This is a genomic window from Massilia suwonensis (assembly GCF_042655665.1).
Taxonomy (GTDB): Bacteria; Pseudomonadota; Gammaproteobacteria; order Burkholderiales; family Burkholderiaceae_D; genus Telluria; species Telluria suwonensis.
Genome location: NZ_JBHSMR010000013.1, coordinates 2,333,093 through 2,347,746 on the forward strand (window position 1 = coordinate 2,333,093; position 14,654 = coordinate 2,347,746).

13 protein-coding genes are annotated in these 14,654 nt (G+C 62.9%); 9 read left to right on the forward strand and 4 right to left on the reverse strand.

The genetic code is table 11. The features are described from left to right. The first annotated feature begins 62 nt into the window (after positions 1–62). The 8 genes from ACFPQ5_RS18525 (at position 63) to ACFPQ5_RS18560 (ending at position 7,226) form a co-directional block, all read left to right on the forward strand. Positions 63–695, forward strand: coding sequence for a hypothetical protein (locus tag ACFPQ5_RS18525; RefSeq protein ID WP_379759083.1), 633 nt, complete (start codon positions 63–65; stop codon positions 693–695). Beyond that, on the forward strand, positions 692–1,243 hold the full coding sequence (locus ACFPQ5_RS18530) for a TlpA family protein disulfide reductase (protein WP_379759086.1): 552 nt from the start codon (positions 692–694) through the stop codon (positions 1,241–1,243). Before ACFPQ5_RS18525 ends, ACFPQ5_RS18530 begins: the two co-directional genes overlap by 4 nt. Before the next feature lie 129 nt (positions 1,244–1,372). Next, positions 1,373–1,804, forward strand: coding sequence for a type II 3-dehydroquinate dehydratase (aroQ, locus tag ACFPQ5_RS18535; RefSeq protein ID WP_379759089.1), 432 nt, complete (start codon positions 1,373–1,375; stop codon positions 1,802–1,804). Positions 1,805–1,902: 98 nt separating this feature from the next. Further along, a complete protein-coding gene (gene accB, locus ACFPQ5_RS18540; protein ID WP_136221221.1) occupies positions 1,903–2,373 on the forward strand; it encodes an acetyl-CoA carboxylase biotin carboxyl carrier protein in 471 nt (156 codons plus the stop codon). Between the two features lie 92 nt (positions 2,374–2,465). Next, the gene (accC, locus tag ACFPQ5_RS18545) at positions 2,466–3,854 is read left to right on the forward strand and encodes an acetyl-CoA carboxylase biotin carboxylase subunit (RefSeq protein ID WP_379759092.1); all 1,389 of its coding nucleotides are present in this window, start codon (positions 2,466–2,468) and stop codon (positions 3,852–3,854) included. After that, on the forward strand, positions 3,851–4,801 hold the full coding sequence (prmA, locus tag ACFPQ5_RS18550) for a 50S ribosomal protein L11 methyltransferase (RefSeq protein WP_379759095.1): 951 nt from the start codon (positions 3,851–3,853) through the stop codon (positions 4,799–4,801). The genes accC and prmA overlap by 4 nt, the downstream gene beginning before the upstream one ends. A gap of 9 nt (positions 4,802–4,810) precedes the next feature. After that, a complete protein-coding gene (locus ACFPQ5_RS18555) occupies positions 4,811–6,277 on the forward strand; it encodes a DUF3426 domain-containing protein (RefSeq protein WP_379759098.1) in 1,467 nt (488 codons plus the stop codon). Positions 6,278–6,284: 7 nt separating this feature from the next. Next, complete coding sequence (locus ACFPQ5_RS18560) at positions 6,285–7,226, forward strand: carbohydrate kinase family protein (RefSeq protein WP_379759101.1); 942 nt, start codon at positions 6,285–6,287, stop codon at positions 7,224–7,226. Between the two features lie 115 nt (positions 7,227–7,341). Here ACFPQ5_RS18560 and ACFPQ5_RS18565 read toward each other — a convergent pair whose 3' ends face one another. Beyond that, the gene (locus tag ACFPQ5_RS18565; RefSeq protein WP_379759104.1) at positions 7,342–7,869 is read right to left on the reverse strand and encodes a YggT family protein; all 528 of its coding nucleotides are present in this window, start codon (positions 7,867–7,869) and stop codon (positions 7,342–7,344) included. An 80-nt stretch (positions 7,870–7,949) separates the two neighbouring features. Then, positions 7,950–8,261 (reverse strand): histone-like protein 2, encoded by a 312-nt coding sequence (locus tag ACFPQ5_RS18570; RefSeq protein ID WP_379759108.1) that lies wholly within the window; start codon positions 8,259–8,261, stop codon positions 7,950–7,952. On the opposite strand from ACFPQ5_RS18570, the gene ACFPQ5_RS18575 reads away from it, so the two are divergent. Further along, positions 8,260–9,804 (forward strand): hypothetical protein, encoded by a 1,545-nt coding sequence (locus tag ACFPQ5_RS18575; protein WP_379759111.1) that lies wholly within the window; start codon positions 8,260–8,262, stop codon positions 9,802–9,804. The genes ACFPQ5_RS18570 and ACFPQ5_RS18575 overlap by 2 nt on opposite strands. Before the next feature lie 359 nt (positions 9,805–10,163). Here the strand turns inward: ACFPQ5_RS18575 and ACFPQ5_RS18580 are convergent, their stop codons facing one another. Beyond that, positions 10,164–11,273, reverse strand: a complete 1,110-nt coding sequence (locus tag ACFPQ5_RS18580) for a ribonucleotide-diphosphate reductase subunit beta (protein WP_210736020.1) — start codon at positions 11,271–11,273, stop codon at positions 10,164–10,166. A 75-nt stretch (positions 11,274–11,348) separates the two neighbouring features. Then, a complete protein-coding gene (locus ACFPQ5_RS18585; RefSeq protein WP_379759115.1) occupies positions 11,349–14,264 on the reverse strand; it encodes a ribonucleoside-diphosphate reductase subunit alpha in 2,916 nt (971 codons plus the stop codon). Positions 14,265–14,654 lie beyond the last annotated feature (390 nt).

A 14,654-nucleotide genomic window follows, 5' to 3' on the forward strand; every position in this document is an offset into this window, starting at 1 on the left:
AAGCGAATACGCGATTCTACCCGACGCGATGCCATTTTCCGTTCAAGAGTATGATCGACAACATGATGCCAACCCAGAATAATGACCTCCAGCAGTTGCGCGCCCAGATCGCCGCAACGGCTGCGCGCATGATCGCGCAAGACGGCGCCGACTACCCGACGGCGCGTAAAAAGGCGGCCCGCCAGGTGCTCGGCGTGGACCAGCCGCAACCGAATCTCATGCCCGACAATACCGAGATCGAGGACGAGGTGCGGCGCTATCTGACCCTGTTCGGCGGCGCGGCGCATGCCGAGCGTCTGCAGGCCCTACGCGAGACCGCGCTGCAGGTGATGGATGCGCTGGCCGACTTCCGGCCCTATCTCACCGGCGCCGTGCTGAACGGCACGGCGGGCGAGCACGACGACATCCACCTGCAGCTGTTCGCCGACAGCGCCAAGGAGGTCGAGATCTTCCTCCTGAACCGCAACGTCAATATAGACCTCTCGGAAACCCCGCATTTCAAGGGGGCGCGCCATGAACCCGTTGAAACGGTGAGCTTCCTGTGGCATAAGGAAGCCGTGCATGCCGAGTTGTATGATTTTCATGATCTGCGCGGCGCACTGAAACCCCGGGGCGATGGCCGCCTGCAGCGTGTCGACGCCGCCGGCCTGCGCGCCCTGATGACCACCGACCAATCCCTGGAACAGGACGAATGAAGAAAAACAAGAAGCTGGGCGCGCTGATCGCCGTGGCAGTGATTTTTTGCGCCCTTGGCGTCGTATTCGGCAACAAGACGACGCCCGTGGCGGCGCCCGCCGCCGCCCCCACCGCAGTGGCCGATGCCGGCCCCGCCGCCGGTTTATATAGTCAAACCCTGAACGACCTGTCCGGCAAGCCGCAATCGCTGGCCCAATGGAAAGGTAAACCCCTGCTCGTGAATTTCTGGGCGACCTGGTGTGGCCCCTGTGTGCAGGAAATGCCGGAGCTGTCCGCCATCGCCGATGAGGAAAACGGCAAGCGCTTCAACGTGGTCGGCGTCGGCATCGATTCGCCTTCGGCCATGAGCGAGTTCGCCGCCAAGCACAACATCAAGTACCCGCTGTATGTCGGCGGCATGGGCGGCACGGAATTGTCGCGCGCCTTCGGCAATACGAATGGCGGCCTGCCCTTCACGGTCTTGATCGGTGCCGACGGACAAGTGCGCAAGACTTATCTCGGGAAATTGAAATTCGACGAGCTGAAAGCGGACCTCGCAACACTGTAGAGCTCACGAACGGTCGTTCTTTTCCGATCTCCGCTCAAGTCGCAGGTATCCACAGAGAATTTTATCGCTTGCCAATAGCTGACGTTGGCGGCAAAATGCGACACTTTCGAGCATAGACTCTAGAATACAATGGCGAAAAAGCTACTGCTGCTCAACGGTCCCAACCTGAATTTATTGGGCACCCGCGAGCCTGCGGTGTATGGCGCGGCAACGCTGGCCGACATCGAAAGCGCAGCCACGGCGCAGGCCGAGGCTGCGGGCGGGTCGCTTTCCTGCTTTCAGAGCAACCATGAAGGTGCGCTGATTGACCGCATCCACGCCGCCCGTACCGAGGGCGTGGACGCGATCGTCATCAATCCTGGCGGGCTGACCCATACGAGCGTGGCCTTGCGCGATGCGCTGGCTGCGGTGGCGATCCCGTTCATTGAGGTCCATATCTCAAATATTTATCAGCGCGAAGAATTCCGCCATCACTCGTACCTGTCGGCGCTGGCCCGCGGCACCATCTGCGGACTCGGCATCGACGGCTACCGGTTTGCCATCGACTTCGCGCTTAAATAGCGTTAATCTACGACAACTTCACGCATCATCCTCGGCTGCGCCCTCTTTTTGCGCGCTGATTTACTCTTCTAATACACAATAATTCCAAGGGGTTTCACATGGATCTACGTAAACTCAAGACTTTGATCGACCTCGTCGCCGAATCGGACATCGCTGAACTCGAAGTGACCGAAGGCGAGAGCAAGGTCCGCATCGTCAAGTCGTCCGCCGCGCCCCAAGGCCAGATGGTCATGATGCCGCCTGCCGGCATGCAGCAATACTCGGCGCCTGCCCCTGCCGCCGCCCCTGCTGCACCAGCCGCCGCCCCTGCCGCGCCGGCCGTCGCCGCCGAAACCGGCCACGTGGTGAAATCGCCGATGGTCGGCACCTTCTACCGTTCGTCGGCGCCAGGCGCACCGGCTTTCGTCGAAGTGGGCGCCAACATCAAGGAAGGCGATACCCTCTGCATCATCGAAGCGATGAAGCTCCTGAACGAAATCGACGCCGACGTGTCCGGCGTGGTGACCAAGATCCTGGTGGAAAATGGCCAGCCGGTCGAATTCGGCCAGCCGCTGTTCGTGATCGGCTAAAGACCTTCTCCGGCCGTGACTTCTTCCCGGCCGCATGATCCCGAACCCAGGCCGGCGCACGACGCCGGCTCTCTCATACACCGAAGCTAACCATGTTTGAAAAAATTCTTATCGCCAATCGTGGTGAAATCGCGCTGCGCATCCAGCGCGCGTGCCGCGAAATGGGCATCAAGACGGTGGTCGTCCACTCGGAAGCGGACAAGGACGCCAAGTATGTGAAGCTGGCCGACGAGTCCGTTTGCATCGGCCCGGCCCAGTCTTCGCTGAGCTACCTGAACATGCCGGCCATCATCAGCGCCGCCGAAGTGACGGACGCCGAAGCGATCCACCCCGGCTACGGCTTCCTGTCGGAAAACGCCGACTTCGCCGAGCGCGTGGAAAAATCGGGCTTCGTCTTCATCGGCCCGCGTTCCGACTCGATCCGTTTGATGGGCGACAAGGTCTCGGCCAAGCAGGCGATGATCCGCGCCGGCGTGCCTTGCGTGCCGGGTTCGGATGGCGCCCTGTCGGACGATCCGAAGGAAATCATCCAGACCGCCCGTAAAATCGGCTATCCGGTCATCATCAAGGCGGCCGGCGGCGGCGGCGGACGCGGCATGCGCGTCGTGCACACCGAAGCGGCCCTGCTGAACGCCGTGCAGATGACCAAGACCGAAGCGGGTACCGCCTTCGGCAATCCGGAAGTCTATATGGAGAAGTACCTGGAGAATCCGCGTCACGTGGAGATCCAGATCCTGGCCGACGAACACAAGAATGCCGTCTGGCTCGGCGAGCGCGACTGCTCGATGCAGCGCCGCCACCAGAAGGTGATCGAGGAAGCGCCGGCGCCGGGCATCCCGCGCAAGCTGATCGAGAAGATCGGCGACCGCTGCGCCGAAGCCTGCCGCAAGATCGGCTACCGCGGCGCCGGCACCTTCGAATTCCTGTACGAAAACGGCGAGTTCTATTTCATCGAGATGAACACCCGCGTGCAGGTCGAACACCCGGTCACCGAAATGATCACCGGCATCGACATCGTGCAGGAACAGATCCGCATCGCCTGCGGCGAGAAGCTGCGTTTCAAGCAGCGCGACATCATGCTGGCAGGCCACGCGATCGAGTGCCGCATCAACGCGGAGGATCCATTCAAGTTCACGCCGTCGCCGGGCCGCATCACCAGCTGGCACCCGCCGGGCGGTCCTGGCATCCGTGTCGATTCGCACTCGTATGCGGGATACTATGTTCCACCTCATTACGACTCGATGATCGGCAAGGTAATTTCCTACGGTGCTACTCGGGAGCAAGCCATCCGCCGCATGCAGATCGCGCTCTCGGAAATGGTGGTCGAGGGTATCCTCACCAACATCCAGCTGCACCGCGAACTGATGGTCGATGCCCGCTTCATCGAAGGCGGCACCAACATCCATTACCTGGAACAGAAGCTGGCCAACCGTCCCGACACGAAAGTCGTCGTGAACCCTGAGAACAAGGCTGACGCATGAGCTGGACCGAAGTCATCATCGAAATCGCACGCGAGCACGCGGAGGCCCTGTCGGACGCCTTGATGGAAGCGGGCGCGCTGTCGGTTTCGGTGGAAGACGCCGACGAAGGCACCGACCAGGAAAAGCCGCTGTTCGGCGAACCCGGCATGGAGCCGACGGAAGCGGCCTGGGACCACAGCCGTGTCGTCGCCCTGACGGATACCGATGCGGACCAGGCGGCGATCGTCGCCGAAGCCGCTGGCGCCATCAAGCTGGCGCAAGTGCCGGCCTTCACGACGCGCTCGGTGGCCGATGCCGACTGGGTGCGCCTGACACAGTCGCAGTTCGAGCCGATCCACATCGGCACCAACATCTGGGTCGTGCCGAGCTGGCACGAGGCTCCTGATCCTGACGGGTTGATCCTGGAACTCGATCCGGGCCTGGCTTTCGGCACCGGCAGCCATCCGACCACCCGCCTGTGCATGGAGTGGCTGGAAGCGCATCCGAAGCCGGGCAAATCGGTGCTCGATTACGGCTGCGGTTCCGGCATTCTCGCCATGGTCGCCAAGAAGGTCGGCGCCGGCGACGTGGCCGGGGTCGACATCGACCCGCAAGCCATCGAATCGGCACGCGCAAACGCCGAGCGTAACGCTTGCGAGATCGCCTTCTACGTGCCGGACGAATTCGCCGTCTCGCCGAACGAGCGCCATGCGAAGGGCCAGTTCGACATCGTCGTCGCCAACATCCTGTCGAGCCCATTGAAGCTGATGGCGCCGATGTTGTCCGGCCGCGTGGCGCCGGGCGGTTCGCTGGTGCTGTCGGGCGTGCTGGCGCGCCAGGCCGAGGAAGTGGCCGCCGCCTACGCACCTTTCATCAAGCTGGGCGTCTGGGCCGAGCAGGACGGCTGGGTCGCCCTTCACGGGACGCTCGGCCAGGACACGGTACCGGCCCCGCGCTCCGCTTCCTAAGGAGAGCGCATGGCGCTTGCCACCCAATGCCCCCACTGCGGCACGATGTTCCGGGTCGCCTCGGACCAGCTCAAGCTACGTGGGGGCATTGTCCGTTGCGGCTCCTGCCAGGAGATCTTCGATGGCAGCGCCACCTTGGTCGATCTCGATGCGCTGCCGGCCAAGGCGCCGGTAGCGGCCAAGCCTGAGCCTGTTCCTGAGCCCGCAGCGTCCGTAGCCGCTGCTTTGCCTGAACCCGAACCGGAACCCGTGCCAGCACCGGCCGAGGCTTCCGTCGAAGCACCCTCCCCTGCCGTCCCCGAAGACGAGCCGCTCGCACCGCTCGAAGTGGCCGTCGAGCTGCCGAATTTCGACGACCAGCCGGTCTATACGCTCGACTTCGATCACACCTTCGATCCCTTCGGCATCCTGCCGAAAGTCGATGCGCCGGAAGCGGCCGCGCCCGAGCGGGTCGAGCCGGTCCTGATCGATCTCGGCACGGAGCCGGTGGACGAGACGCCGCCTGCTCCCACTGAAGAAGCGATCGAGGAGCCTTCGCAGCCGGTGCTGCCGCCCTGGTCGCAGCTGTTGAAAGATCCCGAGCCGGTCGCCGACATGGCGCCACCGGCCGCGCCCGAGGCGATCGATCCGGTCCCGGCGGCACAGGAAAGCCGTATCGAACCGGCCTTCGGTTTGCCGGTCGACGAGGAACTGGTGGCCGCGCCCCTGCCCGGCCACGAGCCGGAACCGGAACCCGCCGCGCCCGAGCCTCCCATTAAAACGCCTGCCGCCGACGCGCCGCCGCCCCTGCTGCGCGAATCGACCGCCAGCGTGGTCACGCCGCCGGCCGCAGCCCATATCCCGCCGGTCGCGCGCACGCCGGCCGCCAAGCGTGCCGAAAAAGCGGCTGCGCGGCGCTCCAAGCTGACGCCGACCCGGATCGAGCCGCAGCCGAAGCTGCGCGCCGCCGAAATCGACGAGCCCGAGTTCGTCAAACGCGGCCGCCAGCAGGAGCAAAGCGGACGCACCCGCAAGATCGCGCTGATCGCCGGCAGCATCGCCCTGCTGGTGCTCCTGTTCGCGCAAGGCGTGCTCACCTTCCGTAACGCGCTCGCTGCCCGCTATCCGGCCGCGAAGCCGGCCCTGGTCTCGGGCTGCGCCGTATTCGGCTGCCGCGTCGAGCTGCCGGCCCAGGCCGACAACCTCGCCATCGAAACGGGAGAACTGACCACCCTTGGCGGCGGCGCCTATTCGTACACTACCGAACTGCGCAACACGGGCACGACGGCCCAGGCCTGGCCCAGCCTCGAACTCGCGCTGACCGACGCCAACGACAAGCCGCTGGTGCGCCGCGTCTTCGCGCCGCGCGACTATCTGGCTGCCGGCACGGCGCTTCCGAACGGCATCGCGCCCCGCACCGAACACGCCATCAAGCTCCACTTCCGGGTGGACGACCTGAAACCTTCCGGCTACCACATCGCCGTCTTTTATCCTTGAGCCCTACATGACCCAACCTACCCTGATCTGCGGATCGCTCGCGTTCGACAAGATCATGCAGTACCACGGCCGCTTCGCCGAGACCCTGCTGGCCGACCAGCTGCACCGCGTGAACGTGTCCTTCCTGGTGCCGACCCTGCGCACCGAGTACGGCGGCTGCGCGGCGAACATCGCCTACAACCTCCAGCTGCTCGGCGGCGAACCGCTGATCATGGCGACCCTCGGCCAGGACGGCGCCGACTACCTCGAGCGCCTGCGCAACTTCGGCATCAAGACGCGCGCGATCAAGACGATCCAGGACGCCTACACGGCCCAGTGCTTCGTCACCGCCGACCAGGACAACAACCAGATCAACGCCTTCCACCCGGGCGCGATGCAGTTCTCGCACGAGAACAAGGTCGCCGAGCAGGGTCCGCTGCGCCTGGCGATCATCGCTCCCGACGGCCGCGACGGCATGCTCCAGCACGCGCGCGACTGCGCCGCGCAAGGCGTGCCCTTCATGTTCGACCCGGGCCAGCAGCTGCCGATGTTCAGCGGCGAAGAACTCTTGCACTTCATCGAGCAGGCGACCTACCTGGCCGCCAACGACTACGAATTCGAGATGGTGATGGACCGCACCGGCCTCACCCTGGAGCAGATCGCTTCTCGCCTGGACGCGCTGATCGTCACCCGCGGCGAAAAGGGTTCCGAGATCTACGCCGGCGGCGAGCGCCACGACATCCCGGCCGTCCCCGCCAGCGCCATCGTCGACCCGACCGGCTGCGGCGACGCCTACCGCGCCGGCCTCCTGTACGGCATCGCCCAGGGCTACGACTGGCCGACCACCGGCCGCCTCGCCAGCCTGCTCGGCTCCATCAAGATCGCCCACCAGGGCGGCCAGAACCACAGCTTCACCCCCGCCGAGATCGCGACCAAGTTCGAATCCGCCTTCGGCTATAGTTTTAAGTAAGTTAGCAGACGCGCACCGTAGGGTGGGCTCTCCGAGCCCACGCGGTCCGGCGCCAAACGTAGCCACAAAAAAAAGGGCAGCCCAAGCTGCCCATTTTCACATCTAACGTCTCCGCTTAAATCGGCACCACCGTCCTCAGCAAATACAACGCAATCTGCAACAACAACACCGCCACCAGCACCGACAAATCCAGCCCGCCGATCGGCGGCACCACCTTGCGGATCGGCCGCAGCAGCGGATCGTTCAGCGCATGCACGAAGGGCGCCAGCGGCGCATGCGGATTGACCCAGCTAAAGATGGCTTCGATGATCAGCAGCGCAATAAACCCGTAAATGATCCACTTCACGAAGCGCGCCAACGCCAGCAGGAATACCTGCTCGGCCGAGGCCCCGACGATGAACAGGATCGAGGTCGCCAGCAGCACCACCAGGAAGGCGCCGATCAGGCTTGCCCAATCATAGCCGCCCGCCCCCGGCACGATGCGGCGCAGGGGTTTGACCAGCCAGTCGCTCAGCGTGAAGATGAATTGCCCCACCGATGACGGCGGACGCACGCGGATGGCCTGCATCCAGAAGCGCAACAGGAGCACCCCGCCCAGCACGCTGGCAATGGTATCGACGATCAACTGAAGAATGGGCAGCACGAGAACTCCTTGAGATAAAAAAAACCGCTGTGTGAACGCTTCACACAGCGGTATTTTGCCCTAAAGCGGGCCAGACCGGATTACGGACGGCTGCTGGTCGGGAACGGCCATGCGGCGGCTGGTGCCAGCACGGTCTTCGCGGCTGGCGCCGGTGCGGCCGGCTTGGCTTCGGTTGCCTGGGCTGGCTTGGCTTCGGCGCTCGCTTGCGGCACTGCCGAAGCTTGCTTTGCGGCCGGCTTCTTCGCAGCCGTTGACTTCTTCGCTGCAGGCTTGGCTGCCGCTTCCGGCTTGGCTTCCGCCTTCACGGCTGCTGCCTCCGGCTTGGCTTCGGCCTTGGCGGCTTCCGGCTTGGCTTCGGCTTTCATCGCTTCCGGCTTCGCTTCGGCCTTCATGGCTTCCGGCTTGGCTTCGGCTTTTGCAGCTGGCTTGGCGGCTGGCTTGGCGGCGGTTTTTGCTGGCGCTTTGGTAGCGGTCTTGGTAGCGGCAGCCTTGGCTGGAGCTGGGGTGGCAGTCTTAGCGGCTGACTTGACCGGCGCCTTCGTGGCAGCGGCTTTCGCCGGTGCCTTGGCAGCCGTTTTGGCGGCGCTCTTGGCGGACGGCTTCGCAGCCGTCCCCTTAGCTGCCGACTTGGCTGGCGACTTGGCGGGTGCCTTCGATGCGGTCTTGGCGGCCGACTTGGCTGGACCCTTCGAAGCCGACTTGGCTGCGGTCTTTGCTGGTGCCTTGGCTGCCGACTTGGCTGGTGCCTTAGCTGCCGACTTGGTCGCTGCAGCTTTTGCTACCGGCTTAGCGGCTGCGGTCTTCTTGGCCGCTGGCTTAGCTGCTGCCTTGGTCGCGGTCTTCTTGGCCGCTGGCTTGGCTGCTGCCTTGGTTGCAGTTTTCTTGGCTGCTGGCTTGGCTGCTGCTTTGGTCGCGGTCTTTTTCGCTGCTGGCTTAGCTGCTGCCTTGGTTGCGGTTTTCTTGGCCGCTGGCTTGGCTGCTGCTTTGGTCGCGGTCTTCTTAGCGGCTGGCTTAGCTGCTGCCTTGGTTGCGGTCTTCTTGGCCGCTGGCTTGGCTGCTGCTTTGGTCGCGGCCTTCTTCGCCGCTGGCTTGGCTGCTGCCTTGGTTGCGGTTTTCTTAGCGGCTGGCTTAGCTGCTGCCTTGGTTGCGGTCTTCTTAGCCGCTGGCTTGGCTGCCGACTTGGTTGCGGCCGCCTTTGCTACTGGCTTGGCTGCTGCTTTCTTTGCAGCTGGCTTGGCTGCCGGCTTGGCTGCTGCCTTCTTCGCTGCTGGTTTCGCTGCCGGCTTGGCAGCGGCTTTCTTCGCTGCTGGCTTAGCTGCGGCCTTTGCCGGCGCCTTCGATGCAGCTTTCGCTGCCGGCTTGGCGGCGGCTTTGGTTGCGGTCTTCGCTGCCGACTTCGCGGCTGGTTTCTCTGCGGCGGCAGACTTGGCTGCCGGTTTTGCTGCTGGTTTCTTAGCTGCTGTTGCCATTTTAGTTCTCCTTCTCTGCGATGAGAAAATACGCTACAAGGTTGAAACCCGTCCGTCCGACATGGCCAGGCGGGTTATTCATCGGCATAAACCTGGATGGTTACTGCCAATGAATCCGGCACCAGCTGAACTGCTGCAACTCCTCACAATTGCAGCGCTTCAGCCAACGACGTCGGGACACCTGCTTCATTACTTAGCTGCGCTTTCACATCGCTGCCCTTACGAGCACGAAAAGAAAAAGCCGCCTTGCCTGAATACGATCAGGCAGTGCGGCTTGTTCTTTTCGTTACGCTTATGTGCATGCTGGCTTGAATCAGCGTCCCATTACGGAAGTCTCGAAGCTCACTACGCGCCGCATTTGCTGCGCTGCCGAGGCTGTTTCGACTCCCTTTTTTCGATCGGTTTTGTCTGCCTGAGAGCATGCGAAAAAAGCCATGTTCACGTTTTGACAAATTCAATCACGTAAAGTACACGAAAACCTTGTCACTCCGCAACCCACGCACAACAAATTCGTAGCTGAATCGCGATTACAACAAGCCCGGCGCAGGAACTCCGAGCCGATCCGACGCGCTTCCATTTCAAAGCGCGCCTTATTCCATCAGGCTCGCTTTGAAATGACCACGCCTTGTGCGGAGCTTTGCGCAGCGACGCACAAAAACGACCTGCCCCCTCCATTTCAATCGTGCGCGCGTACGCAATCCGCCTCCTATCTGCTTTGACCATCGATGTCGCCATATGTCCCATCGCATCGCACATGCGCTCGATGCAGACGAAAAAAAAGCCCGATGATTTCTCATCGGGCTTCCTGATTCGAACAGGCTGGAATCAATCCCAGTTCAGCGCACCACCGGTCTGGTACTCGGTCACGCGCGTCTCGAAGAAGTTACGCTCCTTCTTCAGGTCGATCATTTCGCTCATCCATGGGAATGGATTTTCTTCGGCCGGGAACAGCGGATCGAGGCCGATCTGCACGGCGCGGCGATTCGCGATGAAGCGCAGGTAGCCTTTGAACATGGTGGCGTTCAGGCCCAGCACGCCGCGCGGCATGGTGTCTTCGGCGTAGCGGTATTCGAGTTCGACGGCCTGCAGGAACAGGGCCTTGATCTCGTCCTTGAACGCCTGGGTCCACAGCAGCGGGTTTTCCATCTTGATCGTGTTGATCAGGTCGATGCCGAAGTTCACGTGCATCGACTCGTCGCGCAGGATGTACTGGTACTGCTCGGCGGCGCCGGTCATTTTATTTTGACGACCGAGCGCCAGGATCTGGGTGAAGCCGACGTAGAAGAACAGGCCTTCCATCATGCAGGCGAAGACGATGATCGACTTCAGCAGGGTCTGGTCGGCTTCCAGGGTGCCGGTCTTGAAGTCAGGGTCGGTCAGGACGTTGATGTACGGGATCAGGAACTGGTCCTTGTCGTGGATCGACGGGATCTCGTTGTAGGCGTTGAAGATCTCGCGCTCGTCCAGGCCCAGCGACTCGACGATGTACTGGTAGGCGTGGGTGTGGATCGCCTCCTCGAAGGCCTGGCGCAGCAGGTACTGGCGGCATTCCGGGGCCGTGATGTGGCGGTAGGTGCCCAGCACGATGTTGTTGGCGGCCAGCGAGTCGGCGGTGACGAAGAAGCCGAGGTTGCGCTTGACCAGGCGGCGCTCGTCTTCCGACAGGCCGTTCGGGCTCTTCCACAGCTCGATGTCGCGCTGCATGTTCACTTCCTGCGGCATCCAGTGATTCGCGCAGCCGGCCAGGTACTTGTCCCAGGCCCATTTGTACTTGAAGGGCACCAGCTGGTTGACGTCGGTCTGGCCGTTGATGATGCGCTTGTCGTCGGCGTTGACGCGCTTGGCGACTTCCGCGGCGGCGGCTTCCGGCTGGGCGCCGGCTTGCGGTGCGCGCGCTACCGGCGCGCTGCTTGGTTCATCGTCCCATGACAGCATGATCGTTCCTCTTGAATTCTTTGACGGCAGCGCCCGGCACTTGGCCGGGCGTGGATTAATTAGTTAAAAAGCGGCTTATTGGCAAGCTTCGCATTCGTCGAAGCCGGCATCGCCCGGACGCAGGTAGCAGGCCGCGCCTTCCACCACGTCCGGCGTTGCTGCAGGAGCCGCAACCGGGGCCGCAGGCGCCGCGTGACCGGCCGCCAGGCCGCCCGAGACCGGCACCGCGTTCAGGGCGCCGGTGCGGGTGGTCGACTTCTCCATGTGCGTCGCCGCGATGGTGCGCAGGTAGTAGGTCGTCTTCAGGCCGCGCAGCCAGGCCAGTTTATAGGTTTCATCCAGCTTCTTGCCCGAGGCGCCGGCCATGTAGATGTTCAGCGACTGGGCCTGGTCGATCCACTTCTGGCGGCGCGATGCCTGCTCGACCAGCCACTTCGGCTCGACTTCGAAGGCGGTGGCGTAGATGTCGCGCAGGTCTTGCGGCACGCGGTCGATCTTGGAAAGCGAACCGTCGAAGTACTTCAGGTCGGCGATCATGACCTCGTCCCACAGGTCGCGTGCCTTCAGGTCGCGCACCAGGTAGGAGTTGATCTCGGTGAATTCGCCCGACAGGTTCGACTTCACGTACAGGTTCTGGAACGTCGGCTCGATGCAGGCCGAGACGCCGATGATGTTCGAGATCGTCGCGGTCGGGGCGATCGCCACGCAGTTCGAGTTACGCATGCCGAACTGTTTGATACGCTCGCGCACCACGGTCCAGTCCATCGATTCGCTGGTGTCCTGCTCGAGGTAGCCGCCGCGTTCTTCCGCCAGCAGCTTGATCGAGTCTTGCGGCAGGATGCCGCGGTCCCACAGCGAACCGGTGTACGACTCGTAGCGGCCGCGCTCTTCGGCCAGCTCGGTCGAAGCCAGGTAAGCGTAGTAGCAGACGGCTTCCATCGACTTGTCGGCGAATTCCACGGCTTTATCGGACGCGAACGGCACGCGCATCATGTGCAGGCAGTCCTGGTGACCCATGATGCCCATGCCGACCGGACGGTGGCGCAGGTTCGAATTACGGGCCTTTTCGACGGCGTAGTAGTTGATATCGATGACGTTGTCGAGCATGCGCATCGCGGTGCGGATCGTCTTCTGCAGCTTCACGTGGTCCAGGCCATCGCCCTTCATGTGCTGCGGCAGGTTCACCGAACCCAGGTTGCAGACGGCGATTTCGTCGGCGCTGGTGTTCAGGGTGATCTCGGTGCACAGGTTCGACGAGTGCACGACGCCGATGTGCTGCTGCGGCGAACGGATGTTGCACGGATCCTTGAAGGTGATCCATGGGTGGCCGGTTTCGAACAGCATCGACAGCATCTTGCGCCACAGGTCGAGCGCTTCGATCTTCTTGAACACGCGCAGTTCGCCGCGCTCGGCCTTGGCTTCATAGGCCAGGTAGGCTTGTTCGAAGGCCTTGCCGACCAGGTCGTGCAGGTCTGGCGTTTCCGACGGGGTGAACAGGGTCCAGTGGCCCTTTTCCATCACGCGCTTCATGAACAGGTCGGGAATCCAGTTCGCCGTGTTCATGTCGTGGGTGCGGCGGCGGTCGTCGCCGGTGTTCTTGCGCAGGTCGAGGAATTCCTCGATGTCCATGTGCCAGGTTTCCAGGTAGGCGCAGACCGCGCCCTTGCGCTTGCCGCCCTGGTTCACGGCCACTGCCGTGTCGTTGACCACTTTCAGGAACGGGACCACGCCCTGCGACTTGCCGTTGGTGCCCTTGATGCGCGAACCGAGCGCGCGGACCGGGGTCCAGTCGTTGCCCAGGCCGCCGGCGAATTTCGACAGCAGCGCGTTTTCCTTGATGGCGTCGTAGATGCCTTCCAGGTCGTCGCCGACGGTGGTCAGGTAGCACGAGGACAGCTGCGAGCGGCGGGTGCCCGAGTTGAACAGGGTCGGGGTCGAGCTCATGAAGTCAAAGCTCGACAGCAGGTTGTAGAACTCGATGGCGCGCTCTTCGCGCTCGCTTTCGCGCAGGGCCAGGCCCATCGCGACGCGCATGTAGAAGGCCTGCGGCATCTCGATGCGGGTTTCGCGCACGTGCAGGAAGTAGCGGTCGTACAGGGTCTGCAGGCCGATGTAGCCGAATTGCAGGTCGCGGTCGGCGACGATGGCTTTCGCCAGGCGCTCGAGGTCGTAGGTGCCGAGCTGTTCGTCGAGCAATTCGTTGGCGATGCCCTTGGCGATGTACTGTGGGAAGTACGTGACGTATTCGGCGGCGGCCTTGGCTTGCGCGACTTCCTTGCCGAAGACTTCCTTGCGGATCGTGTGCAGCAGAATGCGGGCGGTGACCTGGCTGTAGGCCGGATCGGTTTCCATCAGCGCGCGTGCGGCCAGGATGGCCGACTTGTGCAGTTCTTCGACCGGCACGCCGTCGTACAGGTTGCGCAGGGTCTCGGCGACGATGGCGTCGGCGTCGACGTGCTTTTCCAGGCCGGCGCAGGCGGCGTTGACCAGGGCGTGCACGTCGTTGATGTCCAGCGGCAGGCGCTGGCCGTCCACCACCACGTGGATCTGCGGTGCGGCGACCTGGGCGGTGCCGGCGGCTTCCTTGGCGGCGCGGCGCTCTTCCATCTGCTTGGCGCGGTACAGCACGTAGGCGCGCGCGACATCGTGTTCGCCCGAGCGCATCAGCGACAGTTCCACCTGGTCCTGCACATCTTCGATGTGGAAGGTGCCGCCGTTCGGCTGGCGGCGCATCAGGGCGGCGACGACGTTGTTGGTCAGCTCTTCCACCAGCTCGCGGATGCGGGCCGAGACGGCGCCCTGGCCGCCGGCGACCGCCAGGAAAGCCTTGGTCATGGCGACCGAGATTTTATTCGGCTCGAAGGGCACGACGGCGCCGTTGCGGCGCAGGATGCGGTAGTCGGCGCGGGCGGCCAGTTCGGCGGCGCTGTTCGCGGTGGCCGTTCCTGGTGCCGCGTGCGGGTGGATGGAAATGTCTTGAGAAGTCTGCATGGGGCCTCCAGGAGGGCAGTCGAACTGCCGCCTAATGTTGATCGATCGCCCGCGCACGGGCAGCCTTTTATTTACAAAATGTTCAGGCAAAACGCACCCCTGCCAGCCTGGAGAACCGGGCTGGACAACGCTGCTGCCGATGGATTTAGTTTTGCTTGGAGCAAATATAGGCAACTGTAAACTATTGTTGCCCTGCTACACAAATGTCTTTGATGCTTGAGTCCGCTACCACTAGATCTAGTGCCGTGGTTTGACAATGGACTAATTGTAGTACTTGGTCGGCGCAAGTCGCAAGTGATTAAATTTTCAAATCCGGGTGTTTTTTATGCCCCGAACTCTTGACTTCCCGCCGCTCGACATCGAATGCGCCGTCGCCGGTAAGCGAGCACT